This is a genomic window from Pseudomonas sp. GW456-L13 (assembly GCF_017350115.1).
In the GTDB taxonomy this organism is placed as follows: Bacteria; Pseudomonadota; Gammaproteobacteria; order Pseudomonadales; family Pseudomonadaceae; genus Aquipseudomonas; species Aquipseudomonas jessenii.
The window spans coordinates 2,100,828-2,126,789 of record NZ_JACNAS010000001.1 but is presented as its reverse complement, the minus strand read 5'-3'; the positions used below and the strand labels follow the sequence as shown (position 1 = coordinate 2,126,789).

The 25,962-nt window shown below is 60.1% G+C and carries 19 protein-coding genes; 12 read left to right on the top strand and 7 right to left on the bottom strand.

Annotated features, from left to right (window positions below):
• The first annotated feature begins 37 nt into the window (after window positions 1–37).
• From J4D25_RS09665 to J4D25_RS09655, 3 genes are all read left to right on the top strand, one after another.
• Window positions 38–781 (top strand): hypothetical protein, encoded by a 744-nt coding sequence (locus J4D25_RS09665; protein ID WP_057716248.1) that lies wholly within the window; start codon window positions 38–40, stop codon window positions 779–781.
• A 63-nt stretch (window positions 782–844) separates the two neighbouring features.
• Complete coding sequence (locus tag J4D25_RS09660; protein ID WP_057716247.1) at window positions 845–1,333, top strand: CS1 type fimbrial major subunit; 489 nt, start codon at window positions 845–847, stop codon at window positions 1,331–1,333.
• Window positions 1,334–1,445: 112 nt separating this feature from the next.
• Window positions 1,446–2,708, top strand: coding sequence for a hypothetical protein (locus J4D25_RS09655; protein ID WP_057716246.1), 1,263 nt, complete (start codon window positions 1,446–1,448; stop codon window positions 2,706–2,708).
• A gap of 161 nt (window positions 2,709–2,869) precedes the next feature.
• On the opposite strand, the gene J4D25_RS09650 is transcribed toward J4D25_RS09655, so the two are convergent.
• The 3 genes from J4D25_RS09650 to J4D25_RS09640 form a co-directional block, all read right to left on the bottom strand.
• Window positions 2,870–7,543, bottom strand: coding sequence for a dermonecrotic toxin domain-containing protein (locus J4D25_RS09650; RefSeq protein ID WP_057716245.1), 4,674 nt, complete (start codon window positions 7,541–7,543; stop codon window positions 2,870–2,872).
• A gap of 171 nt (window positions 7,544–7,714) precedes the next feature.
• A complete protein-coding gene (locus J4D25_RS09645; protein ID WP_057716244.1) occupies window positions 7,715–10,828 on the bottom strand; it encodes a transglycosylase domain-containing protein in 3,114 nt (1,037 codons plus the stop codon).
• 291 nt (window positions 10,829–11,119) lie between these two features.
• On the bottom strand, window positions 11,120–11,578 hold the full coding sequence (locus J4D25_RS09640) for a transposase (RefSeq protein WP_057716243.1): 459 nt from the start codon (window positions 11,576–11,578) through the stop codon (window positions 11,120–11,122).
• A 529-nt stretch (window positions 11,579–12,107) separates the two neighbouring features.
• Between J4D25_RS09640 and J4D25_RS09635 the strand changes: the two genes are divergently transcribed.
• Window positions 12,108–13,529 carry an amino acid permease gene (locus J4D25_RS09635; RefSeq protein ID WP_057716242.1) on the top strand — a complete coding sequence of 474 codons (1,422 nt, stop codon included), beginning with the start codon at window positions 12,108–12,110 and terminating at the stop codon, window positions 13,527–13,529.
• Between the two features lie 240 nt (window positions 13,530–13,769).
• Here J4D25_RS09635 and J4D25_RS09630 read toward each other — a convergent pair whose 3' ends face one another.
• Window positions 13,770–14,894, bottom strand: a complete 1,125-nt coding sequence (locus tag J4D25_RS09630) for an OpgC family protein (RefSeq protein ID WP_057716241.1) — start codon at window positions 14,892–14,894, stop codon at window positions 13,770–13,772.
• Between the two features lie 244 nt (window positions 14,895–15,138).
• Between J4D25_RS09630 and J4D25_RS09625 the strand changes: the two genes are divergently transcribed.
• The 3 genes from J4D25_RS09625 to J4D25_RS09615 are packed head-to-tail and all read left to right on the top strand — an operon-like array spanning window position 15,139 to window position 17,961.
• On the top strand, window positions 15,139–15,513 hold the full coding sequence (locus J4D25_RS09625; protein WP_057716240.1) for a GtrA family protein: 375 nt from the start codon (window positions 15,139–15,141) through the stop codon (window positions 15,511–15,513).
• Entirely contained in the window at window positions 15,510–16,451 is a 942-nt protein-coding gene (locus tag J4D25_RS09620; RefSeq protein WP_057716239.1) for a glycosyltransferase family 2 protein, read from the top strand. The genes J4D25_RS09625 and J4D25_RS09620 overlap by 4 nt, the downstream gene beginning before the upstream one ends.
• Window position 16,452: 1 nt before the next feature.
• Window positions 16,453–17,961, top strand: a complete 1,509-nt coding sequence (locus J4D25_RS09615; RefSeq protein ID WP_057716238.1) for a glucosyltransferase domain-containing protein — start codon at window positions 16,453–16,455, stop codon at window positions 17,959–17,961.
• A gap of 27 nt (window positions 17,962–17,988) precedes the next feature.
• Here J4D25_RS09615 and J4D25_RS09610 read toward each other — a convergent pair whose 3' ends face one another.
• Together J4D25_RS09610 and J4D25_RS09605 are read right to left on the bottom strand one after the other, a co-directional pair.
• On the bottom strand, window positions 17,989–19,608 hold the full coding sequence (locus J4D25_RS09610; RefSeq protein WP_057716237.1) for an FMN-binding glutamate synthase family protein: 1,620 nt from the start codon (window positions 19,606–19,608) through the stop codon (window positions 17,989–17,991).
• A 164-nt stretch (window positions 19,609–19,772) separates the two neighbouring features.
• Complete coding sequence (locus tag J4D25_RS09605) at window positions 19,773–20,573, bottom strand: LuxR C-terminal-related transcriptional regulator (protein ID WP_057716236.1); 801 nt, start codon at window positions 20,571–20,573, stop codon at window positions 19,773–19,775.
• Window positions 20,574–20,697: 124 nt separating this feature from the next.
• Between J4D25_RS09605 and J4D25_RS09600 the strand changes: the two genes are divergently transcribed.
• From J4D25_RS09600 to J4D25_RS09580, 5 genes are all read left to right on the top strand, one after another.
• Complete coding sequence (locus tag J4D25_RS09600) at window positions 20,698–21,519, top strand: carbon-nitrogen hydrolase family protein (protein ID WP_057716235.1); 822 nt, start codon at window positions 20,698–20,700, stop codon at window positions 21,517–21,519.
• A 244-nt stretch (window positions 21,520–21,763) separates the two neighbouring features.
• Complete coding sequence (locus J4D25_RS09595) at window positions 21,764–23,089, top strand: APC family permease (RefSeq protein WP_057716234.1); 1,326 nt, start codon at window positions 21,764–21,766, stop codon at window positions 23,087–23,089.
• A 155-nt stretch (window positions 23,090–23,244) separates the two neighbouring features.
• Entirely contained in the window at window positions 23,245–23,679 is a 435-nt protein-coding gene (locus J4D25_RS09590; RefSeq protein ID WP_057716233.1) for an NUDIX domain-containing protein, read from the top strand.
• 23 nt (window positions 23,680–23,702) lie between these two features.
• The gene (locus J4D25_RS09585; RefSeq protein ID WP_057716232.1) at window positions 23,703–24,341 is read left to right on the top strand and encodes a LysE family translocator; all 639 of its coding nucleotides are present in this window, start codon (window positions 23,703–23,705) and stop codon (window positions 24,339–24,341) included.
• Window positions 24,342–24,343: 2 nt separating this feature from the next.
• Window positions 24,344–24,841 carry a GNAT family N-acetyltransferase gene (locus tag J4D25_RS09580; RefSeq protein ID WP_057716231.1) on the top strand — a complete coding sequence of 166 codons (498 nt, stop codon included), beginning with the start codon at window positions 24,344–24,346 and terminating at the stop codon, window positions 24,839–24,841.
• A gap of 178 nt (window positions 24,842–25,019) precedes the next feature.
• Here J4D25_RS09580 and metR read toward each other — a convergent pair whose 3' ends face one another.
• Complete coding sequence (gene metR / locus J4D25_RS09575; RefSeq protein WP_007985733.1) at window positions 25,020–25,937, bottom strand: transcriptional regulator MetR; 918 nt, start codon at window positions 25,935–25,937, stop codon at window positions 25,020–25,022.
• Window positions 25,938–25,962 lie beyond the last annotated feature (25 nt).

The window sequence follows — 25,962 nt, the reverse complement described above, 5'->3', positions numbered from 1 at the left end:
CGCCTGTGTTGTGTTCAATGTCATGAGGTTCAAAGGTATGAAACGTCTGTGGTTGCTGTTGGGTTTGAGCGGGTTTTCTCTGGCGGTTCAGGCCGGTCCGCAGATCAACGTCGGAACGGTGTACGACTATCTGGACGGCGACAAGAGCACTTACCTCAAACGCGTATTCAACAGCGGCGACAGCACCGCGTTCGTCAAGGTCAACATCCTGGAAATCATCTACGACGCCGATGGCACACATCGCGAAATACCGGTCGCAACGCAAGCGGATGGCAGCGGTCGGGATGGCTTGATGGCCAGCCCCGCACGGCTGATCGTGCCGGCCAATGGCATGCAGGGTACGCGTTTGCTGCACATGGGCGCCCGTGACACCGAGCGTTATTTCCGCGTGCGCTTCGTGCCGGTGGTTCCGGAAAAGGAAGATGACTTCGCGGTGTCCAGTGAAGAGCGCGAAACCTACAAGGAGAACCTGTCGGCGGGGGTCAACGTGATGACCGGGTTTGGCACGGTGTTTTTTGTCCGTCCCAAGAACAGCCGTTTCGACAGCGTGATCGATGACAGCGCCGGTGTTTATCGACTGCGCAACAACGGCAACACCGTGGTGGTGATCGATGAGTTTCGCAATTGCTCGCTGAAGAATGAAACCGAGTGCGAGCCGACCACCAAGCATCACGTTCTGGCGGGCAAGTCGTTCGAGTTCGAGAAGAAACCCGGTCGCGAATACCGCTTCAACCTGATTGAAGGCGCCGACAAAAAAGCGTTGCGCGTTGCCAGCCAGTAACACCGCCAAAGGCGGGTCGCCCTGGAAGACTCGCCGCTTTTTTTCTCGCAACAGGTAACTGACATGATCAAGCAATCGGCCATCGCCCTCTGTGTGGGCGTGATGACGTGTGCCCAGGTTTTCGCGGCACGGGAAGAGCGCACGTTCGAAGTGTGGGCGGATATTCCGACCCTGGGCTTTTACGTGCTACCGGCCGAGACGAACTGGATTCATCTGGAACAGACCCTGCCGTGGAATCGCAACACGTCGAAGCTCGAAGGGTTGCGCAAGAATTTCGACGTCAAGCACGACACCAGTGCGATCGAAGCGCGGCTGGACGCCGAGCCCTATCTGTTCAACGGGCGGGAGGACCAGAACATCTACTTGCGGGTCACCTTCAATGGCCAGGAGTTGAGCCACGAGGCGACGCCGCGCGAAGTGGTATCGGCGGCGCAGGCCATGGCAGGCGGGCGCTTTGCTTTGGAAGTCCAGCCGAAAGAGCCGGTGGGTGGTTACAAACCCGGCACTTACTACGGAACGGTGCAATTGATTTTCAGTGCCGCGGCACCCTGATCTGTTTTTGACAGGGCCCAAAAGTGTGAGAGCACACGGGTGTTGCAGCGTTTGAATGTCGAGTGGATATCGCCACCCAGGGAGCAGGGCGGCTTTTCGGAGATGGATACAGATGAATGTCACAGGTGTTTTGTTTTCAAGACGGATTTTTTGGTTATGGAGCCTTTTAATGGTGTGGTGGCTGATGCCCCAGGCGTTGGCGCAAGACGTATCAATTACAGCTTTGTTCAAGCCCGATTCAGCGTATCCGCACATCAACCAATTCAAGAACACCACGCCACCCAGTGGCTACTGTCAGCTGTATCCGGAGCAATGTGAGGAAAACAAGACGTTCAGCCTGCAAGTTCCGATTCGATTCGAATCCAGTCGCGCGATTCCGGCCAACCATGCATCACCGCGGCAGGGCGCAACAATCACGGTGCCAGCGCAATGGCGTGAGCTGTCAGTGCGTCATGAATCCGGAGCGGTGGAACAGGTAAGAATGCGGATTACCGGGGTGGGCTCCAAGTATGTGACCGAGGATGTTCGGAAGTTGACAGGGGACACCAACGATGACTCCCGGAATGCGCATAACCTGTTGTGGGGGCAGAGTTGGGTGTACGCGCCGTCGCCGTGTGTTTACAGCGGTGTGGGTTACTACCGCCCCACCTCCTATGGTTTTTTCTGGAAAGCACCGGAGCAGGCCGCGTGTAATAAACAGGCGAAGTTCGATGTCCCCTGGTTGCGCTACGACCATCTGGATTTTTCCTATGAACTGGTCACGCCCAATCCATTGGGCATGTTGGCAGGCAATTACACAGGCTCGCTGACCTATACGGTCGGTCCCAACGGCGACTTCGATTTCGGCGATGTCATGCTGCCGAGCAGTCCGGTGTTGACCATGAACTTCAACCTCGACGTTCAACACACCCTCAAGGTCGACATTCCGCCCGGTGGTGAGAAAGTCCAATTGGTACCGGCCGGTGGCTGGCAGAGCTGGTTGCAGGCGGGGCGCAAACCGGTGCGGTTGTTCCGTGACCAGACCTTCAACATCTCGGCCTCCTCGCGTTTCAAGATGTACATGGAGTGTGAGTGGAGCACCTTTTCATACGACTGCATGCTCGATGATCGCGTTTCCAGGCGGGGGGTGGAGCTGCAGGTCTATGTCACCCTGCCCAATGGCCTGACCGACATGAGCGGACAACCCGTCAGGCGGATGCGTTTGCGAGCGGGAGCGACTAATGCGCTGAATTTCCAGCCGGGCTTCTACGTCGACAGGGCGCCGGGTGTTCTGCACTTCGAAGTACCGGAGAGACAGATGCAATTCATGCTGTCGCCCGGTGTCGGTCCCTATTACCAGGGCAAGGTCACCGTGATCTGGGATTCCGAAGTCTGAGGCCCGGGACTGCCGCCATCGCTGGCAGGCCAGCTCCCACAGTGGATGGGTGTCGTACACAGATCTTGTGGTGACCACCGATCCCCTGTGGGAGCGAGCTTGCTCGCGATGAGGCAGGCACATCCAGCATCAATGCCGCCTGACACTCATGTTTATGCTTTTTACTGGCCGGCGCGCTTCATGGCTTGACGGGTCAAGCGCCTCGACAGTTCTTTCTCTGCATCACCGAGGTCGACCAGCAGGCGATCGAAAATTCCATCGCTCAATGGCTCATCGGCAAAGACCACCGTGTCCGGCGCCGGCAGATCGTTCATCAGTTCCCTGAGCCGGCTGCGCAGGGCAGCTCGCTGAGTATCCGACGTCGATTCAGCCCATTCGCGCTGGGTCGTGCGCAAAGTGTCCAGTTGATCCGACAGGCCCTGATAGCGACGTTTATTGGCTTCCATGTCGGTCGCATAGCGCTCGTTCAAATGGTTTTGCCAAAAGTCCTGTTCGAGCATTCGATCGACCAGTCCATCGCCTTCACCCAGTGCCAGCACCGTGTCAAAAGCTTGATCGATCATCGCGTCAGTGACGCCGGACACCGGCCGGAACAACATGCCCTTCGATTGCCAGGGCAGGTCGAGGCGCTCTGCCAATCCGGTCTGATAGGCCAGGTAGACCTCGACTTCGTCCGGGTTGCCGCCACGACTGGCGACATCGGCACGGGCAATGTCGTTGACCTGTTCCAGCCGCGCCGCGCCTTTGGCCAGGGTCACCAGCTTCTGCTCCTGCTGCGCCGGGTCGGTGGAATACGCGTGGGCCTCATAGGCGAGCACATCAATGCCCATGTGATTGAACAACTGCGCACCGGCGTCGGCGCCATCCACCGGCGCGACGGCCATGGTGAACAGCTTCTCCCGCAGAGGCGTGTCGACGTAGACGGCATCGAGCATGCGCCAGACACGCTGCACCAGTTGATCCCGGGCCGGGCCGGGGTTCTGGAAGTCGCGGCTCAGGCGGGTATCGAGCAATACGTTCAGGAAACCCTGTGCCTGAGGCTCATCGGCCAGCTCCGACCAGAGATTGGTCCGGTCCATGCCCCAGCTGGGAACATCGCTCCAGTGATTCGCGCTGTAATCCGAGCTGACCACCCACTCGGCCTGGCTGTTGTAGGGCACGATGGGCTCCGGAGGCAGCGCCACCGAGCGGCGAACCGCCTGATAGTGAACCTGGTTTGCTTCCGACAGGTTGCCGACGTCCAGCCGGGTGCGTGCCACGACCCAGGCCTGCGGTGAGCCGGGTACCACCTCGGGGATCACGCTGATCGGGTTATCCCGAAGATCCAGCAGAAAACCGCGGGGCCTGGTTTTGCTCAGCGTACCTTCGGGCCAGGTGGTAATGCCCGTGTTGCGCAGCCCGACGACCTTCAGCCGGGGCATGCGCGAGATATCGACAGGCCTGCCCAGAGGATTTTTGTCCAGACGCAGAATTTCCAGGTAGGTCAGGTGTTTGAGTTTCTCGACGGCGGCGGCGTCCAGCGCGATGTGATTGTCACTCAAACGCAGGCGTTCGAGCCGATGCATGGCGCCGATGTTTTCCGGCAGTTGCGTCAGGTAGCATCGGTTGGCGCTGAGTTCGCGCAGGTTGGGGAAATCTTTCAGCAAGCCATTCGCCTTGGTGGAAAACAGTGTGTTATCGAGTTTCAGGATGGTGACCTTGTCCAGAAACCTTTTCAGTTGCGGTCGTTTCGGCCATTCGGACTCCAGATCTATCGGAAGCAGCTCCCGAGACAGATCCAACGCATAGCCATGGAGTTCGGTACGGCTGCCGAGCTCGGTATTCTTTCGTTCGAAACAGGCGAGTAAACGCTCGGCAATGTGTTGTCGAACACCGCGCAAAGGCATCGGATTATCGGCATCCAGCCCGGCGGACTCCGCCCTCCACAAATCGATGAGATTGCGCAGCTGGTTGAGATCGTTTTCCTGTTCCTCCAGAAGCCTCAGCGGTTCACCCTGGTTGGTCAGGGCAGTGGCGAAATTGTCGACCTCGGCCTCGCTGAAATGCGGATAAAGATCCTGGATGCGTTCGTGCAGTGTCAGGCCTTCCCTGCTGAGCCAGCCTCCACGCACCAGCAACATCGTTTCATGCTCGGCCACCGGGCGAACGGGCGGGTCGGCGAGTACGGTCCGGCGTTCGCTGGGCTGGGCCGATTTGACCATGACCCATTGGCGGAACCTGTCGCCGTCACCCGGTTTGTAGCCCAGGCTGTTTCGGCCATTCTCCTGCGTGGCTTGCAGGACGGCTTCGAAAAAGTCATCGGCTTCATGGATCGGCTGATCCTCGCGATCACGCACCTGATACTGCCCGGCATCATCGCGAATCAACACCCGCACCCGCGTGGCGTCTTCGGGGCCGACGCTGTAACGCAACTCGCCATCGAATGTGCCCTGACGAATCTCGAGACGCAGGTCGCCGAAGGTATCGGTGTTAAAGCGCAAGGTGCCCAGCACCAGGCGCTCGGTGTCGGGAGTGATTGATGCGCTCGGGTACAGACCCTGGGCCGCTCGTACTGTTTGTGTTTCGAATTGCAGCTCTCGGGCCTGGGTCCTCATGCGCAAAGGCAGGCGGTTTTCCTGGGTAATCCGTTGACGTTCCGCGGCGCTGGCACGCGTATGGATTTGTTCCGCAACGGTCGCCGGCAGCTCGGGGAAATCGCTGAACAGCGGCGCGATTTCAGCGGGTACCGCGGCGGGCGCGATTGGCGGTGAAGCCAGGCGTTGCAGGGTATCGGTCAGCAGCGGTGGCGGCGGGGCGCTTTCAACGTGCACCCTGCGCAGCTCGGCTTCATCGGTGCCGCTGATCTGGCGAATCTGCTCCAGTTGTTCGTCGTTGAAACCATCGGTGCTGTGGCCGAGACGGCGCATCAGGCTCGGACCTTCCCATTCCCGCGGGTTTTCGGTTTCGCAGACCCAGGCCCCACGGCCATTGTGGCGCAGGGTCGGTGCATAGGCATCGAAACGCTGCGGATGGCGGATGCGTTGTTGCCCGGTCACCGGGTCTTCCAGCACTTCGAAGTGTTGATCGTTCAGGCGCACTATGCGCCGGCCTTGGTGCTGGTGAATGCCCTGATCATCAGGCCGGGCATCCGCGGGTAATTCCACGTCGGTGCGTTGATAAGGGTTGAGATCAGGGTTCCACAATCGCGTCTCACCGTTTGCCAGTTGCACCGGTTTCAGGCCTTCGAAAAACGGCGAAAGCTTCGCCTGTGCAACATTGCCGACGGCGCCTGCCGCCGCGAATACGCCCAACTGGACCACGCTTTCCAGGACGCCGAGGGTCTGCTCGCCGGCCTCGGCCAAGCGTCCCTCGGCCAGGTCGACAAGGCCTTCGACCACGCCATCGGTCAATTGATAGGCCGTGTACGCCAGCATCAGTGGGCCCAGGACAGGCACAAATGGGGTCGCCACCAGCAAGACGATCGTGAGGATGTCCGAGAGCATTTTTTCCAGGTTGTCCCACCAGGCCCAGCGGGCCATGCGGTCGGCGTATTCGGTGGAGATGGCGATCTCCCGGGCATCGTTGAAAATCTTGTTGAGGGTCTGCCGGTAGCGGTAGCCCCACAGGTCATTGTTGAAGGTCGTCGCGCGGTCGGTCTTGATGCTCGACACACTGAAATGCAGATCGGGTTTATCCACAGGCGTTTCGCGCCAGCTCGGCAAGCTGGAACCGGCGGCAACCGGTTGCCATTTCACCATGCTGAGACGCGTGTTCAATCCGGCAAAAAAATGCCCGCGTTGCTCATGGGGCACGAACTGGCTGAAGAACTGTTGATAGCTTTTAACCGATGCGCCATCGCGCAACTGACGTGTCAGTTCCGCCATGAATTCCAGAGACGAAGGGTATTGCTTGAGCGGGTGCTGCGGGTCATGGGGCACATAGGCAATCACCGGGACCGGGCCGCTGGCACTGGCTGTATCCGCCGCGATCAGGATGATGCCGCTCAGGCGCGTGTCCATCATCGCCAGGTTGTAATAGTCGACGGGTTTGCCGTTCCACTTCAGCCGTGAACGATCCTCGAGCATGCCTTGCACCACGTCATAGGCATCCTGGTCGATGTCGTGCTTCATCAGGGCCATTTGCGCGGCGACATTCAGTGCGCTTTTCTGGCTGAGAACGACTTTTTGGCGCAGGACATTGCTCGCTGCCTTGTCGCTCGGCTTTAAAGTGTCTTGCAGGTGCTGTTGATAGCGGGCGCCGATGTCCAGTTCGCGACACACGGACTTGAACTGCTCGATGCTCAGTTTGTGCTTGAGCTGTTTGACGTTGAAATGCCCACGTGCGTCGGGGCGGGTGATGAATTCGGAATCTTGGGTGAACGCCTCGTCTTGGGAAAAGTTGTGCAGCGCGGCATCCAGCAGCGAGATGGTGCGACTGGTGGTTCCTGCGGAAAAGTCATGGACCCACCAGGCCGTCTTAACCGGGGCATACAGGCGCAGCCAGGTTTCCTCGACATCGTCTTCGACGCCGAAGCGGTCCCTCAGTTTTTGCTGCAGCAGGGGTTTGGCAAAGGCTGAAATATCCAGCAGATCGCGCAGGGCCTGATCCACGGTGTTCTGCGAGGTCCAGTTAAGCTGGTTGGCTTTTTTCAACTTGCGGTGAGCGGTTGTCGACGCGGTCCTGTGCCAGTCGGGCAGCGTCAGCCTGACAGATTTCAGCGCATCGACACGAGATGGGGAGGTGTTCAACAGCCAGGACGGAATCGCCTTTCTGACCTGATGGAAGTGGATGCTTTTATCGAATGGGGCGATGGCGATCGGGTCTGATCCTTGAATCGCCGAGGGGGTAATGGGCATTGTTTGATCGTCCTTTGATCAGTACCGGGGACGACCAGACTAGGTAAGCATGTAGCCTAAAAAAAGCGCAAAGATTGGTTGTTAAAGGTGCCGGGTGCGACTCGATTCTCCAAAAATCAAAGAGTGAAAAATACATATGTACCGCCATCGTTCCATTTCGTTGAGTCGGGCTTAGCGGCTCGCCGCCACCTCGGTTGGCTGGCACATCGTGTGGGTGCCCGGTTGCAGGTAAGGCGTGAGGATCGGTGCCATGCCCTTGAGCACCTGCACCGGCAACGCCGAGGTGAAGGTAAAGCTTTCCGCCGAGCGGCCTGGCACGAACGCCGTCAGGGTGCCGAAATGGTGATCGCCTATGTAGAACACGAAGGTCGCCGTGCGGTTGAGCGATTTGGAACTCAAGATTCGCCCACCGGACCCGATGGCCTCGATGCGGTTGTCACCGGTACCGGTCTTGCCTCCCATCGCAAGCGGGCTGCCGTCGGGCAGTTTGAAACTGCCGGCCACGCGTTTGGCGGTACCGGCGTCGACCACTTGCGACAGGGCCTCGCGCATGGCGGTGGCTACTTCGGACGGCATCACCCGTTTGCCGACGTCCGGGTCATTGATCAGCTGGGTTTCAAAGGGGGTGTTCGCGGCAAAATGCAGGCTGTCAATGCGCAGGGTCGGCATGCGCACGCCATCGTTGAGGATGGTGCCGATCAATTCGGCCAGGGCTGCGGGACGGTCGCCGGAGCTGCCGATGGCGGTGGCCAGCGACGGTACCAGGTGGTCGAACGGATAGCCGACTTTCTGCCAGCGCTGGTGGATGTCGAGGAACGCTTCGATCTCCAGCATGGTGCGGATGCGACTGTCGCGGGCGCCCTTGTGCCGGCTTTTGAACAGCCAGCTATAGACCTCCTGGCGCTCGAACTGGCTGGCTTTGACGATGTCGCTCCACTTGGCGTCGGGGTGATTGAGCAGGTAGCCCATCAGCCACAGGTCCAGGGGGTGGACCTTGGCGATGAAGCCCTGGTCCGGCAAGTCGTAGGAGCCTGGACCGTAGGCCTCGTAGAGCCGCACAAGACGTTCGTCGGTGAGCTTTTCCGTGAGCTTGGCGCCTTTGAGGTGCGAGCGCACAAAGGCGTTGAAGCTTTCCTGGCTGGCCTGCGGCAGCAGGTAGCGGTGCACGGCGGCCATGCGGATCGGGGTCGGGCGCATGCTGTCGAGGAAGGTGTCGAGGCGGTCCTGGGTGTCCTTGTTCTTGTACTTCTTCCAGAACTTGAGCAGGAACGAAGTGCCCTCGCGGTCGGCGAATTCGGCCAGGTACTCCTGACGCCGCGGGTTGCGGTCATCCTTGAGCAGTTCGGCACTGCTGTTCGGGCCGGAGTAGGTGGTGTAGCGCACCAGATCACGCATCAGGCGAATGAACGGCAGGTTGATCGATTCGCGCAAAGCGTCGCGCAGGGGCGGTATCCGGCCGTTGTCTTCCTTGCGGAAGTTGTGGAACGTGTGCAGGCCACCCCCGGTGAAAAACGCCTCGCCGGGGCCGGCGGAGTATTTGCGGTCCAGGGCGGCGCCGAGCATTTTTTGCAGGTCGCGGTCCTTGTTTTCGATCAGGTAGTCGACCGCCCAGCGGCTCAGGCGATCCTGATCCGGCACGTCGACTTTCTTCAGTTCCGGAACGGCCATGCCGGCGTATTTGTCGTGCAACTCGGCGATGATTTGCAGGTAGGTGGTCAGCACGCGCATTTTCGCGGTGGAGCCCAGTTCCAGTTTGCTGCCTTCGTTGATGTCGAATGGCTGGTCGGTGCTGTCGGTCTGCACCCGCACCCGCGAGCCGTCCGGGGTCAGTTCGAACAAGGTGAAGCTGTAGCGTACCTGGGTGGTGCTGGTGGTGGTCAGGAGGCGTTCGCCGATCAGGCCGATTTGCGTGGCAAACTCAGGGTCGGCCAGTTTTTTCAGGTACTCGGTGGCCTCGCTTTGCAGCTGGCCTTGCAGGGTGCTGGTGGCGGAGAGGTCAAGGCGGTCGAGATCATACAGCGGGCGATTGAGCATGCCGGCCAGACGGCTGCGCGCGACACTGATGCCCTTGTTGGTTTCAATCGGTTGAATGGTCGGCTGGGTGGCCCAGTCGCGGTAGATCACTTTGCTGGCCAGGGCGGCGGCGGCGAACTCGGCGTCGATCACATGGTTTTGTGCCAGCAGGCGTATATGGCTGTCGGTGAGGTCGGCCAGTTCATCGTGACCCTTGGTCAGGTAGTGCGACGGGCGGCGCTGGGCAATCATCAACGACAGCATTTCACGCAGGGCCAGGCCTTTTTCCGCCATGGTTTTTGGATCCGTAGCGGTGCTGGACAGTGCTTCGTTGGCCTGTTTGAAGTCGGAGCCGTACCACACGCGCAACCCTTCAGCCATGCCGTGCACTTCACCGTGGCCCGGTACAGCTGACAACGGCACGCTGTTGAGGTAGTCACGAACCACGTTCTGCCGGATTTCGAGGGTTTGTGGCCCGGCCTGATAGGCGCGTACGGTGGCGGAAACCATCTGGCGAATCTTTTCCGCGCCATTGACTGTCAAGCCATCGGGGGAATGCCGGTACTTCTCCAACTGCGTGGCCAGGGTACTGCCACCGGCGGATTGGCCGGGCACGTGCAACATCTTCGCCAGCTGGGACCACGCCGCCATGCCGAACCGCGGCCAGTCCACCGCCGGGTTGGCCAGCGGTTGCCTGGGGTCGAGCAGGAAGCGGTTTTCGATGAACAGCAGGCTGTTGACCACCACTGGCGGGATCGAGGCAAAGGTTGAATAAAGCTGCTGCGGATAGTGGTACTGGTACAGCGGCGCTGCGCGGCAGTCGGTGATCGACAGCCCGGCCTGGATTTTCTCGGCATAAGGCACGAACAGGCCCTTGTCGCTGTACTTCAGCAACGCCGGAGAAAAGCGGGTTTGCGCCTCAACGATGAAATTGCGCTTGATCAGGCGCGGCAGGAACTCACCCAATGAGCTGTAGCCCAGGCGCCGATCGAATGGACCTTCCCCCGGATAGCGAATCGCATCGCTGGGGCCGGGTTTGAGCTCATAGCTCAGTGACGCGGCGTATTTGCTGACTTCCTGGGCCTGGAACTTCGAGGTGCGCATCTCCCTCATGGCGGCCAGCCCCACGACAATCGCGATAATCAACAGCAATAGCCAGAACGCACCCCATCCGTGTCTGGAACGACGGGGTTTTTCAGGTAACGGCGCTTCATCCTCACTTTCATTCGGAACCACGGTTTTACTCGAATCTGTTTGCCACAAAGCGCCCATAGTCGACTGATCCATTCACGCAGATTGATCGGACTTGACTCAAGCTTAGACGGTGGTTGGCGAGGGTGAAGAAAATGTGAAGGGCAAAATGATGCACGGACGCACCGATAATCAGGCTGATTGAAGCACTTGTGGCGAGGGGGCTTGCCCCCGTTCGGCTGCGAAGCAGTCGCAAATCCGGTATTTGCGGTGTGTCTGATACAACAGGGGTTGCCTGATTGAGGGGCCTGCTTCGCAGTCCAACGGGGGCAAGCCCCCTCGCCACAAAGTGTTTGGTGCAGGGGCGTCCGTTTACAGCCAGCACGCATCCCAGAGCGGGTAGTCGCCAATTTTATCCACAAGTCCCGCCCTGAGTGGATTGGCAACGATGTAGCGAGCGAACGGCAGAAGATCTTCTCCATCGCGAATGGCCCGGTCGTGGTAGCCGGTTTGCCAGAGTGGGCCACGGCGGCCAGTGATTTCGTTCACTCCACGGGTGCAACGTGACTTGATGGCTCCGATGACACGCCCAAGATTGCCTTCCTCCAACTGCATCAGCCAATGAAAGTGATCGGGCATGACCACCCATGCGATGGAGTTCACTACGTTGGTTTCATGAGCTCGACGTAGTTCTGAAACAAGTAAGCGTCCCAAATGCCAATCCGAAAAGATCGGTTGGCGACCATGAACAACGGCGGTGACGAGATATGCCCGACCGCTCTCGGAATATCGGCCCAGACGCAAGCGGTGGGAGTTGGGTTGAGTTGGCATTCCATTGCTTCCCTTGAGGGTATCAATTGCACCTTCAAGGCTAGTACCCGGTTGTCCAGGGTAGATCTGCATGTGTTGAGTGAAAGCTCTGATACCCGTGAAGGAATGACGGCGCGAGAAAGCTGTTGTTGTTTTTGTGGCGAGGGGGCTTGCCCCCGTTGCGCTGCGAAGCAGCGCTAAAACCTGCGACTGGTGGTTGTCTGGCACACAGCGTTTTCCTGTTTTGCGACTGCTGCGCAGCCGAACGGGGGCGAGCCCCCTCGCCACAGTTGTGATCGCACCTGGAGAAAGGGGGCGGTCTGTAATGGCTGAAGTAGAGCCTTTTCGAGGGTAAGTACGACTTTGGCAGGGGCATGACGATGCACCATTGTTGTGCAATACTCGGCGCCGTTTTTCCCACTGATCTTGCGGGTTTTTCCTACAAGACGACTCTGCCCACGAAGCAGAACCGGTTCGGGAAGCGATGGCTTATCGGTCAGCGCTTCGCCACTCGGTGGTCATATCCAATAACAAGACGAGGTTGTCCCCCATGCCCGTAGGCAATCACCTGCCCCAAGGCGAGACCGCTCAGGGCGGTCCGCTCAAACGTGAACTCGGCGAGCGGCATATTCGCCTGATGGCACTCGGTGCCTGTATCGGCGTCGGCCTGTTCCTGGGCTCGGCCAAGGCCATTGAAATGGCCGGTCCGGCCATCATGCTGTCTTACATCATTGGCGGTCTGGCGATCCTGGTGATCATGCGCGCTCTCGGTGAGATGGCCGTGCACAATCCCGTCGCCGGCTCGTTCAGCCGTTATGCCCAAGACTACCTCGGCCCGCTGGCGGGCTTCCTGACCGGCTGGAACTACTGGTTCCTGTGGCTGGTGACCTGCGTCGCGGAAATCACTGCCGTGGCGGTGTACATGGGTATCTGGTTCCCCGATGTACCACGCTGGATCTGGGCGCTCGCTGCGTTGATCAGCATGGGCTCGATCAACCTGATCGCGGTCAAGGCCTTCGGTGAGTTCGAGTTCTGGTTTGCCTTGATCAAGATCGTCACCATCATTGCGATGGTGCTCGGCGGTATCGGCATCATCGCCTTCGGTTTCGGCAACGACGGCGTGGCCCTAGGTATTTCCAACCTGTGGACCCACGGCGGCTTCATGCCTAACGGTGTACAGGGTGTGTTGATGTCGCTGCAAATGGTGATGTTCGCCTACCTGGGCGTGGAGATGATCGGCCTGACCGCCGGTGAAGCGAAGAACCCGCAGAAGACCATTCCGAACGCGATCGGCTCGGTGTTCTGGCGCATCCTGCTGTTCTACGTCGGTGCGCTGTTCGTGATCCTGTCGATCTACCCTTGGAACGAAATCGGCACCCAGGGCAGCCCGTTCGTGATGACTTTCGAGCGACTGGGCATCAAGACCGCCGCCGGCATCATCAACTTCGTGGTGATCACCGCGGCACTATCGTCCTGCAACGGTGGCATCTTCAGCACCGGGCGCATGCTCTACAGCCTGGCGCAGAACGGCCAGGCTCCGGCGGGCTTTGCCAAGACCTCGAACAACGGCGTGCCGCGTCGTGCATTGCTGCTGTCGATTGGCGCGTTGCTGTTGGGCGTACTGCTGAACTATCTGGTGCCGGAAAAGGTGTTTGTCTGGGTGACGGCAATTGCCACCTTCGGCGCGATCTGGACCTGGGTGATGATCCTGCTGGCCCAGCTGAAATTCCGCAAAGGCCTGAGCGCCAGCGAAGCGGCCGGCCTGAAATATCGCATGTGGCTGTACCCGGTCAGTTCGTACCTGGCGCTGGCGTTCCTGGTGCTGGTGGTCGGCCTGATGGCGTACTTCCCGGACACCCGCGTGGCGCTGTATGTGGGGCCTGCGTTCCTGGTGCTGCTGACGGTGCTGTTCTACGTGTTCAAGCTGCAACCGACCAATGTTTCGCAAGGTGCGGCGCGTTCGGTTTCGTAAGTTGTAACGCTTGAAAAGCCAAAGCCCCGGTCGATTGGCCGGGGCTTTTTGTTGAAAGTCATTTATCTGCGAACCGGGGCTTTTGTGGCGAGGGGGCTTGCCCCCGTTGGACTGCAAAGCAGTCCCTAGATCAGGCCCTAAAGTTGTGCCAGACACACCGCAAATATCGGATTTGCGACTGCTTCGCAGCCGAACGGGGCGGTGCGGCGATCCGACAAGCCCCCTCGCCACAGGTATCAGTCAAGCGACTACCACCTGCTTTGGACCAGTCAACCGCTTGTTGAACTCCAGCCACGCCGCCAGCAACGCCATCAACCCGGCACCCACCAACGCCGTGAAGATCTGCATGGCAAAAGCATCGTCGGTCAACGCATTGACCATGTCCGCCAATGGCGCCAACAGCACGCCCAGACAGAAAATCTCCAGCGAGAAACGGCCCATGCGGCAACTTTGCTGCGCGAGCCAGTTTTGTGTCCATCCGCTGTCGGGAATCAGTTTCGCCGTGACGTAGGCCAGTGCCAGGAAGTGCAGCAGGCGCACGGGGGAAAGGTCGGTCTTGCTGATGGGGTACAGGATGTTTTGCAGGCTCGCCGGCACCACGGCATCGTGTAGGTCCGGCCAACGCCACAGCACGGTCAACACACCCGCGACCACGACATACAGCGCCGCACCGACAAACAGCGGCTGGCGAACCAATGGGCGGGTCTGGGGCAGGCGCGGGCGCTGGCTGTGAATCGCAGCGGCACCGCCGAGTACGAACAGCAGCTGCCAGGCGACCGGGTTGAAATACCACACGCCGTCCTTGATGGCCGCCAGGTTCCAGCCAGCCAGCGGCACCATCAGGTACAGCGCCAATGACATCGAGACCACCACCCAGGCCTTGCGCACCAGCAGCGGCAGCACCAGGGGCAAGCCCGCCAACAGCACGATGTACAGCGGCAACGGGTCCATCAGGTTCGGCTTGAAGCGCAACAGCAGTTCATCGATCAGGGCCTGCTGCGGGTTGCTGATGAAGTGATGCATGCCCATTTCTTCCACCAGATCCCGTGTTTCCACGTGGCTGTTGGCGAAAAACACAATGCCCATCAGCATCGCCAGCAGGAAGATATGCACCACGTAGAGCACCCACGCCCGGCGCAGGATTTTTACGCAGGCGATCAGAAAGCCTTCGCGCGCCAGGACTTTGCCGTACGCCAATACGGATGCGAAACCTGCCAGAAACACGAAGACCTCGGCTGCATCGCTGAAACCGAAGTTACGCAGGGTGATTTGCCCCAAAGGGTTGTGGGGCACGTGATCCCAAAAGATGAAGATCAGTGCCAGACCACGAAAAAAGTCGATCCGGTGATCGCGCGCTAAGGTCATGACAGCAGGCTCGTAACAGCGGGTAAAAATGGGATTGGCCGCTGGCGCAAAGGCCACGCGCCCAATCGGCGGCGCGCAGGGTGGACTGATTCGCGGGCAATTGCAAAACCGGGATATTACCGGATGTCTCGGGCATTGCCCCAAGGCTCAACCGCTGGTCTGAAAGACCGCTTGACCTGCGATTTATGACAGTAAACAGGCTCAAATATCAATAAGTGCAACGTTCTTGAAACGGGAGCCTCACATGAGACTGTTGTGGAAAGGGCTGTCCAGTTACACGGTGATCGGGGTCGCCAACACCCTGATTCACTGGCAGATCTTTTTCCTGTTGAGCGTGGCAGCCGGCCTCAGTCAGGCGATCAGCAACCTGGCCGCCTTCTGCGTGGCCGCGTCATTTTCCTTCTACATGAACGCGCAATTTACTTTCGCCGCCAGTGCCACGGTCGCGGGTTATCTGCTGTTTCTTTTGGGCATGGGGGCACTGAGCCTGGGTATCGGCCATCTGGGTGACCTCTGGCGGTTGCACGGCTTGCTCACGGTGGTCCTGTTTTCGGCGTTGAGCCTGGTGTTCGGTTTTCTATATTCCAAATACGTGGTGTTTCGCGGACGTGATCAATGAAAATCTCGCTCATTGTCCCGGTCTTCAACGAAGAGCAGTCCATCAACCTGTTTTATCAGGCGGTACGAAGGGAGTTGAGATTAGGCGACACCGAAGTCGAGATCGTATTCATCAACGACGGCAGCTCCGACAACACGGCCGAACAGGCTATGGCACTTGCCCAGGCGGATGATCAGGTCATGCTGATCAATTTCTCGCGCAACTTCGGCAAGGAACCGGCACTGTTTGCCGGCCTGGAGCATGCCAGCGGCGATGCCGTGATTCCCATGGATGTCGACCTGCAGGACCCGATCAACGTCATTCCGTTGTTGATCGAGCAATGGCAAAAGGGTGCCGACGTGGTACTCGCCAAGCGCCGCAACCGGGCCGCCGACGGCTACCTCAGGCGCCACAGCGCATCGATTTTCTACCGTGTGCTCAATCGCATCGCCTACACCCGCATCGAGGAAAACGTCGGGGACTTCCGGCTGATGGATCGCAAGGTGGTCGATGTGATCCGTTCCTTGCCGGAGCACCAGTTATTCATGAAAGGCGTGCTGTCGTGGGCCGGGTTCAACACCGTAGTGGTGGAGTTCGAGCGGCCAGGAAGGGTGGTGGGGAGCAGCAAGTTCAATGTCTGGAAACTGTGGAACCTGGCCCTGGAAGGCGTGACCTCGTTCAGTACCGTGCCGCTGCGCTTGTGGACTTACGTCGGTGGCGGCATTTCGATGTTCGCGGTGCTCTATGCGGTGTACATGGTGCTGGACAAGATTTTCTTCGGCAACAGCGTTCCCGGTTATCCGTCGCTGATGACTGCGATCCTGTTTCTCGGCGGAGTGCAACTGATCGGCATCGGCATCCTCGGCGAGTATATCGGTCGCATCTATATCGAGGCCAAGCACCGGCCGCGTTATGTGATCAAGGACATCGTCGGCGGTAAAGACCGGGGCGGGCGTTAGAATGGGGCGGTTCAGCGACGTCTTCGTTCGCGAGCTCAGCCGGCATCAGGTCTGGCGGTTTTTTCTGGCCGCCACTCTGGTGTATGTCCTGCCGTTGATCCTCGCCGATTATCCCTACATCGATGACAACTGGCGCTCGCTGGCGGCGGGCATGGCCTGGGCCGAACAGGGCCGACTCTTCGCCCAGCTTTTCTACAACGCGCTGACCTTCAGCCATGCCGCGCCGAACATCTTTCCCTTGCCCTTGTTGATCGCCACGCTGGCCATGGCGTCGGCGCTGACAAGCCTGACGTTCCATTACTTCCGTCGGCCCACCGTTGCTTGCTGCCTGGTGCTGTTGCCGCTCTGGTACAACCCGTTCTTTCTGCAGAACCTGTCTTATCAATACGACGGTCCCACCACGACCCTGAGCCTGGTGGCGGTGATCTACGCGATCACCTTTCGCCACCCTTGGCGCGGCGTGCAGTGGCTGGTGCCGTCGTTCCTGATTGCCTTAGCGCTGGGGCTGTATCAAGTCAGCCTGAATGTGTTCCTGGGTCTGTGTTGCCTGGAGTTGCTCAGGGCCGCCAACGATAAAACCACCCCGGTACCATGGCGTGACCTGCTGGGCTGGAAAGCCGCTCAGGTCATCCTCGGCGGGTTGATCTACAGCGTCAGTGCTTATCCATTCATGGGCTCCAATCGCACATTGCTGCTCGATTGGACGGCGCATCCCTCATTGCAGATCCAGATCAACATTGGCCGGGTCCTGGAAAAAGTCGTGCTGCTGTTCCATGGCGGATGGCTCTGGGTGTCCGGCGGGTTGCTGTTGCTCGCGATAGCCGGGGCGGTGCGGTTGGGATTGAACGTAGCGGCGCGCCAGGACAGCGGGCCGAAGAAGCTGTTGATCGGCCTGATGTGTTTGCTGACTTTGCCCGTCGTGACGCTGCTGGTGTCCGGTGTCGCGTTGTTTTTCCGCGACTTCAACGAAGGTGCCCGCACCTTGATGGGCTTCGCCGTGCTGCTGGTGTTGCTGTTCTACCTGGGGCATCTGGCGCTGGCGTCGATCCATGAGCGGTTGCCGCTGCTGTTGATGATTCCCCTGCTGGCCATGTTGTCGTTGTCGTTCGCTTATGGCCGGGTGCTGACGGTGCAGAAAACCTTTGCGTCCACGGCACTGGCCGGTCTTGCGTACGACATCGCCAGCCATCAGTCGCTGCGCGAGGCCAGGCGGATCTACCTCTCGGTGAGTTACTCCGACTATTGGTTGGTGGCGGCGGCAGGCACATTCAAACAGCTGCCAGTGCTGCACTACTTGCTCAATACCGACTTTTACATGCTGGCCGAAAATCTGCCGAAAGCAGGCATCACCAACGTGGTGGCGGAGCAGGAGCGGCGTAATGCGACGCGGGTCGGCTATCAGGGCTATCCGGCGTTGGTCGAAAGCCGGTTCTACCGGATTTACCTGATCGGCGATTACGGTTTTATCGTGATGAAGGAACCGGCCCCGAGCAAAACACTGCGCTGGTGACGCGCGATTCTGCTCGGGGTGGCGAGGTCATGCCGCCGCTATTTCACTGGGCTCGAAACTATCGGCCCGGGCCATCTGCCACATCCGCGAGTAGAACTCACCGTTCACTTCGCCGGTCAGCAACTCACCCGGTTTGAGGAACACGTGCAACTGCGAGAACAGCTTGATCTCGGTCGCCGACATACGTCGCACCAGATGCTTGGCGGACAACTGCGATGGATGTTCGAGGCCGGCGGCGGCGAGCATTTCCGCCAGGGCCTTGAGGGTGTTGCGGTGGAAGTTGAACACGCGTTGGGCTTTGTCCGGTACCACCAGCGCGCGCTGGCGCAGGGTGTCCTGGGTGGCGACGCCAGTCGGGCATTTGTTGGTGTGGCAGCTCTGCGACTGGATGCAGCCGATGGCGAACATGAAGCCGCGCGCCGAGTTGGCCCAGTCGGCGCCGATGGCCAGCACGCTGGCGATGTCGAAGGCGCTGACGATCTTGCCGCTGGCGCCGAGTTTGATCTTGTCCCGCAGGTTCAGCCCAACGAGAGTGTTGTGCACGAACAACAGGCCCTCGCGCATCGGCACGCCGATGTGGTCGGTGAACTCCACGGGCGCGGCGCCAGTGCCGCCTTCCTTGCCGTCCACCACGATGAAGTCCGGGAGGATGCCGGTTTCCAGCATGGCCTTGGCGATGCCCATGAACTCCCACGGATGGCCAAGGCAGAACTTGAAGCCCACCGGTTTACCGCCGGACAACTCGCGCAGTTGCGCGATGAAATGCATCATTTCGATCGGCGTGGAAAACGCGGTGTGGCGCGACGGTGACACGCAGTCCTCGCCCATCAGGATACCGCGGGTTTCGGCGATCTCTTTGGTGACCTTGTGTTTGGGCAGGATGCCGCCGTGGCCGGGCTTGGCGCCCTGGCTCATCTTGATTTCGATCATCCGTACCTGTGGCGTCCGGGCTTGCGCCGCGAAGCGTTCCGGGTCGAAGCGGCCGTCGCTGGTGCGACAGCCGAAGTAACCGCTGCCCAGTTCCCAGGTCAGGTCGCCGCCGTTTTCCCGGTGATAGGGGCTGATGCTGCCTTCGCCGGTGTCATGGGCGAAATTGCCGAGCTTGGCACCCTGGTTCAAGGCACGGATGGCGTTGGCACTGAGGGAGCCGAAACTCATGGCCGAGATATTGAATACCGACGCCGAATACGGCTGGGTGCATTGCGGGCCGCCGACCGTCACCCGGAAACTGCTCGGGTCGCTCAAGGGCGCGGGGCGCATGGAGTGGCCGATGAATTCGAAACCCGACTGATACACATCAATCAGCGTGCCGAAGGGTTTGTCGGCGGTTTCATTCTTGGCCCGGGAGTAGACCAGCGAGCGCTGAGCCCGGGAGAAGGGCAGGGCGTCGCTGTCGGATTCGAGCAGGTACTGGCGGATTTCCGGGCGGATGCCTTCGACCAGGTAGCGGATATTGCCCAGGATCGGGTAATTGCGGCGCACCGCGTGGGGGCTTTGCAGCAGATCCAACAGGCCGATCAGACTGAGGACGGCGGTGACGGCGGTAATCGGCCAGAGCCAGTCATTGTCAAGAAAAGGCAGGCTGGCGAGGGTGAAGATCACACAGACGGCAAAGAAGGCGTAGCGGCTCAGGAGTGACAGGCTCATACGGTTTCCTTGGGTTCGGACTCAATATTTGGGCAAAACACAAAACACTGTGGGAGCGAGCTTGCTCGCGATGGCGGCGGGTCAGTCAACATCAATGCTGAATATGAAACCGCTATCGCGGGCAAGCTCGCTCCCACATAAAAGCAAAGTGCTCCACAGGTCATTCAGGCATTTTGTGCCTGGAGAAAAATCGAAAACAGCTCGGACTGGGATTTGATCCCCAGCTTGCTGTACATGTGTTTCTTGTGGACTTTCACGGTTTCGACCGAGATTTCCAGCTTGCGGGCGATTTCTTTACTGGAGCAACCGCTGAGCATCAATCGCCCGACATCCAGCTCCCGGGCCGTCAACTGCGCGCCTTTGAGTTGCTGCACCGAGGCTTCCAGTTGTACCCGCCAATCAGCTTGCGGCGGTGCGGGGGCCAAGGCTACGACTTCGTTGATTTCATAGGGTAGACGCTGGCGCAACAGGCCGAGCACCCACGGCTGGATCAACGACAGCAAGGCGATCTGCTGGCCGCTGAAACGCTGGGTGCTGCCCAGGGACAGGCACAGCGTGCGGTCGCCTTCGAGCTGGCAATTGAACTGGATTTCGTCGGCCACCACATTCAGACGAAAGTAGCGCTGGTAATACTCAGTCAGCTCAAAGTGCTCCGGGGCCACTTCCGACAGGCGATACAGCCCGGTGCGCGACTGCTCGCGACAGGCGATGTAGAAGGGGTCGAGCAGGTACAGGCCACGCAGGTAATCCTGGAACAACTGGTCAGGGCTGCCGTCTTCGCCGGGGCATTCGGCGAACACCTGGGGGCGCTGATCGGCGCTGAAAAGCAGCGCCACCCAGCTGTCGAAGGGCACGTACTGGTCCAGCAGGCGCACAAGCTGGGTCCAGAAATTGGGCTTGTCCAGGGCGTCGATCAGTTGCCCCACCGAGCGGTGCCAGGCGATGTCGTCCAACGAGAGTGTCATGCATCTACCCCTATCGTGTTACCCCGGCGGCGTAATTCCCCGCCCGGTTGCTTGCTGCGCATACTGGCGCACAGACACCGACCGGGCAATCTTTCTGCCGCCCGGCGCATAGCAAGGAATACCCATGAAGGTCGAACTCGCCCAATTGGCAGGCCGTGACAACGACACGGCCTACAACCTCGAACGCACTCTGGCGGCAATGGCTGCATGCGCAGCCGATTCGCAGCTGATCCTGTTCCCCGAAGGCCACTTGATGGGCTTCCCTTCGGCCGAGTCCGTGGCCGAGGTGGCCGAGCCGCTGGACGGCCCGTCCGTCAGCGCGGTAATCGCCGCCGCCCGCCAGCACAATATCTCCGTGGCCATCGGCATGGCCGAAAACGACAACGGCCGCTTCTACAACACCACGCTGCTGATCACTCCTGAAGGCATCGCGCTGAAGTACCGCAAGACTCACTTGTGGGCCTCGGATCGCGGTGTCTACGAGGCGGGCGATCGCTACGCCACCTGCCTGTGGAACGGCGTGCGTGTGGGCCTGCTGATTTGCTACGACATCGAATTCCCCGAGAGCGCCCGCGCCCTGGCGCAACTGGGGGCTGAACTGTTGATCGTCACCAACGGCAACATGGACCCCTACGGTCCGACCCATCGCACCGCCATCATGGCCCGCGCCCAGGAAAACCAGGCGTTTGCGCTGATGGTCAACCGGGTGGAAGAGGGCGATGGCGGTTTGTTGTTTGCCGGCGGCAGCGCATTGGTTGATCCGCTGGGCACCTTGTTGTTCGAAGCCGGACGCGAGGAAGGGCAGTTTGCGGTCGAACTGGACCTGAACCAGCTGACGGTGGCGCGCCAGGATTACCGCTATCTGGACGATCAGCGGCTGAGGTTGCCGGGGGAGGTGGTTGAGCAGGCGGGTGGGCTGCGGGAGCTGCTGATTCCTGTGCGCTGATCTGGGCCCTGTGCTGGCTGGGCTGACGCCATCGCGAGCAAGCTCGCTCCCACAGGGGTGGGCTCCAGTGGATTCGGATTTTGTAATCGACACAAATCCTGTGGGAGCGAGCTTGCTCGCGATGAGGCCCTGACAGACGACACACCTGTTTGACCATTCACCCAAGAACAACAACGCAACACCCGAAAATCCTGCGCCGAACTCGGCTCTGCCATAAATCCAATAAAATCCGGAGTAGTCGCTCATGGCTCGTTTGCAACGCACCCTGTCACTGGGGTCGGTGGTGCTGTTTGGCATCGCCTACATGACGCCGATCATTGTGCTCGGCACCTTTGGCATCCTCGCTCAATCCACCGCCGGCATGGTCCCGGCCGCGTACCTCGCGGCGCTGGTGGCGATGTTCTTCACTGCCATGAGCTATGGGCGCATGGCTTCGGCGTTCCCGGTGGCCGGCTCGGCCTACAGCTACGTGCGCAAGGCCATCAGCCCGAAACTCGGGTTCATCGCCGGTTGGGCGGTGCTGCTCGATTATCTGTTCCTGCCCATGGCGATCTGGCTGATCGGCGCGGCCTACCTCAACTCTGCATTCCCGGCGGTGCCGCAGTGGGTCTGGGTACTGGCGTTCATCAGCATCACCAGCGCGATCAACATCGTCGGCCTGAAACTGGCCAACGGCATCAACGCCCTGTTGATGCTGGTGCAGTTCCTGGTGCTGATCGCCTTCGTCGCGCTGTGCGTGCATTACGTCGGCGGTGATGCAAGCACGCCGTTGTGGTCGATCAAGCCGTTCTTCAATGGCGACATGCAGATGCCGTTGATCATGAGCGGCGCGGCCATCGCCTGTTACTCGTTCCTGGGCTTCGACGCGGTCAGCACCCTGACCGAAGAAACCCGCGATCCACGCCGCACCATTCCCCGGGCGATCATGCTGATCACCCTGATCGGCGGGCTGATTTTCGTCGGCGTGTCGTACTTCGTGCAGATCGCTCATCCGTCGTTCCAGTTCGACAGCGTCGACTCGGCGGCCTATGAAATTGCCCGCAACATCGGTGGTGACCTGTTCGTGTCGATCTTTTTGATCGGCCTGATCGTCGGCCAGTTCGCCTCGGGGCTGTCAGCCCAGGCCAGCGGTTCGCGGCTGCTGTACGCCATGGGCCGCGACGGCGTGTTGCCGAAGTCGTTTTTCGGGACCTTGCACGAACGCTTCGGTACGCCGATCAACAGCATTCTGCTGTGCGCGGTGGTGGCGTTGCTGGCACTGAAACTGGACGTCACCACCTCGACCTCGTTCATCAACTTCGGCGCGTTCCTGGCATTCAGTCTGGTCAACCTGTCGGTGATCTTCCATTACTGGATCGGTGGCGAGAAAAAGGGCCCGCGCGAATTCGTGCTGTTCCTGTTGTTTCCGTTCATCGGCCTGTCAGCGGATTTGTGGTTGATGGTCAGCCTCGATCATCTGGCGGTTTATCTGGGGTTGAGCTGGCTGGCGATTGGCGTGGTGTACCTGGCGGTATTGACCGGTGGTTTCCGTCGGCAGCCGCCGGAGATGGATTTCCAGGAAGCCGCATAAAGGAAACTGTAGGAGCGAGCTTGCTCGCGATAAACCTGAGGGCGCCGATGGGCATCTGGTTTTACGCGTTTTTGTTTACGACCATCGCGAGCAAGCTCGCTCCTACAGGGCGGACATGTGATCCTTAGCGTTTTTGAGTCAAGGGCCTTCTGTTTATGTCGACGTTTTCCATGCCTGCCTCCGGGATTATCCGCATCGCCGCCGCCCTGTTGATCGGCCCTGACGGCCGCACGTTGCTGGTGCGCAAACGCGGCACCACGGCGTTCATGCAGCCGGGTGGCAAGATCGAGCCCCATGAATTGCCGGTCCACGCCCTGGCCCGGGAGCTGGAAGAAGAGCTGGGTCTGGACATCGACCCGGCGCAGGCCGTTTACCTCGGTCACTTTTCGGCACCGGCCGCCAACGAACCGGGGTTTGTCGTACACGCCGAGCTCTTTCAACTGAATATTCATTGCGATGTCACCCCGGCGGCGGAGATCGAAGAGGTGCTCTGGATCGACCCGGCCACCGACGGCGATGTCAGCCTGGCGCCATTGACACGGGACCTGATTCTGCCGTTTTATCGAGCATCGCTGACCGCGATCGCCTGATCATCACGCAAAGGACCTCGCCCATGATCCCGCTTCAAGACCTGCTGATTTTTGCTGCTGCCGCGTTGCTGATGGTAGTGACACCGGGGCCGAACATGATCTACCTGATCTCCCGTTCGATCTGCCAGGGGCGCAAGGCCGGGGTGATCTCGCTGCTTGGGGTGGTCGCCGGATTCTTCGTGCACCTGTTTGCCGCCGCTGCGGGTTTGACTGCAGTGTTCCTGGCGGTGCCGATGGCTTATGAGGTGTTGAAGTGGGCCGGTGCGCTGTACCTGTTGTGGCTGGCCTGGCAGGCGGTCAAACCCGGTGCGCGCTCGCCGTTCGAGGCACAGCAGTTGCCCCCGGATTCGTCGCGCAAGCTGATCACCATGGGCTTTCTGACCAGCGCCCTGAACCCGAAAATCGCGGTGTTCTATCTGTCGGTGTTTCCGCAGTTCATCACCCCGGAGCACGGATCGGTGTTCACCCAGAGCATCATCCTCGGCCTGACCCAGATCAGCGTCAGTTTCTGCGTCAACCTGCTGATCGCCATGTTTGCCGCGGGCATCGCCTCGTGGTTCGTCAACAATCCGACCTGGCTGGCGATGCAGCGCTACTTCATGGGCTTTGTATTGTCGGGGCTGGCGCTGCGGCTGATGCTTGAGCAAAAACGGATGGCCTGAGGATGTGGATCGAACGACTTGATGCCAGCCATGCCCTGGACTACCGGGCACTGATGCTCGAAGCCTACGACCTGCACCCGCAGGCCTTTACCTCGAGCGTGCGTGAGCGGGCAGCGATGCCGCTGAGTTGGTGGGAGTCGCGCCTGACCGGCAAGCTGGACGTGGTGCTCGGGGCGTTCGAAGAGGGCCGGTTGGCCGGCATTGTCGGCCTCGCGTTCGAGCCTCGGGAAAAGGCCCGGCACAAGGTGACACTGTTTGGCATGTACGTGACCGCCAAGGTCCGCCAGCGTGGGCTCGGCTATCAACTGGTTCAGGCGGCATTGGCCGAGGCGCAGAACCATGCGGGTTTGCGCCTGATCCAGTTGACCATCACCGCCGGCAACGATGCCGCGTTCAACCTCTACCAGCGCTGCGGTTTCGTCCAGTTCGGCCTGGAGCCGATGGCCGTGCGAGTGGGCGAGGATTACTTCGACAAGATCCACATGTGGCGCGAGATCTAACCATCACATAGATCCCCTGTAGGAGCGAGCTTTTGTGGCGAGGGGGCTTGCCCCCGTTGGAGTGCGAAGCGCTCCCCCAGCCTTTCTTCAGACACATTGCGCTTGCAGTTTTCGCGACTGCTTCGCAGCCGAACGGGGGCAAGCCCCCTCGCCACAAAGACCGCATCGTCTGATTGTTTTAGCGAACGGCGCTGACCCCATCCAGCGTCGAAAACGACGTGTCCTTGGCCGTCAGCAAGAAGTCGCGCATGTACGGCGCATCGAGCATGTCGGCGCGGATCGCCGCATACAGTGTGGCGAACAAACCTTTCTCACCCAGCCGCTTGGCTTTCACATAGCCTCGCGAGCTGTATTCATGCAGTGCCCAATGGGGCATGCCGCAAACGCCGCGACCGCTGGCCACCAGTTGCATCATCATCACTGTCAGTTCCGAGGTGCGGACCTGGGCCGGTTCGATGTCGGCGGGTTCGAGGAAGCGGGTGAAGATGTCCAGCCGGTCGCGTTCCACCGGGTAGGTGATCAAGGTTTCCGGGAGCAGGTCTTCGGGGACGATATAAGCCTTGCTGGCCAGGCGGTGCTGGTTGGCCACCGCGAGCATCGCTTCATAAGTGAACAGGGGGACATAGGTGATCCCGGCCAGGTCCACCGGATCGGAGGTCACCACCAGGTCCAGGTCGCCACGGGCCAGGGCAGGCAGCGGGGCGAAGGAAAACCCCGAGGCCAGGTCCAGTTCGACTTCCGGCCAGGCGTCGCGGAACTGGTCGATGGTCGGCATCAGCCACTGGAAGCAACTGTGGCACTCGATCGCCATGTGCAGACGACCGGCGGTGCCACCGGCCAGGCGACTGATGTCACGCTCGGCGGCGCGCAGCAGCGGCAGGGTAGCGTCGGCCAGTTGCAGCAGGCGCAAACCGGCGCTGGTGAAGCGCACCGGTTTGGTCTTGCGCACGAACAGCGGCATGCCCATGCGCTCCTCCAGCTCCTTGAACTGGTGGGACAGGGCTGACTGGGTCAGGTGCAGGCGATCGGCCGCATCCACCAGGCTGTCGGCTTCGCGCAAGGCGTGCAGGGTCTTGAGGTGACGGATTTCAAGCACCGGAGGCTCCATGAGGAAAACTTGT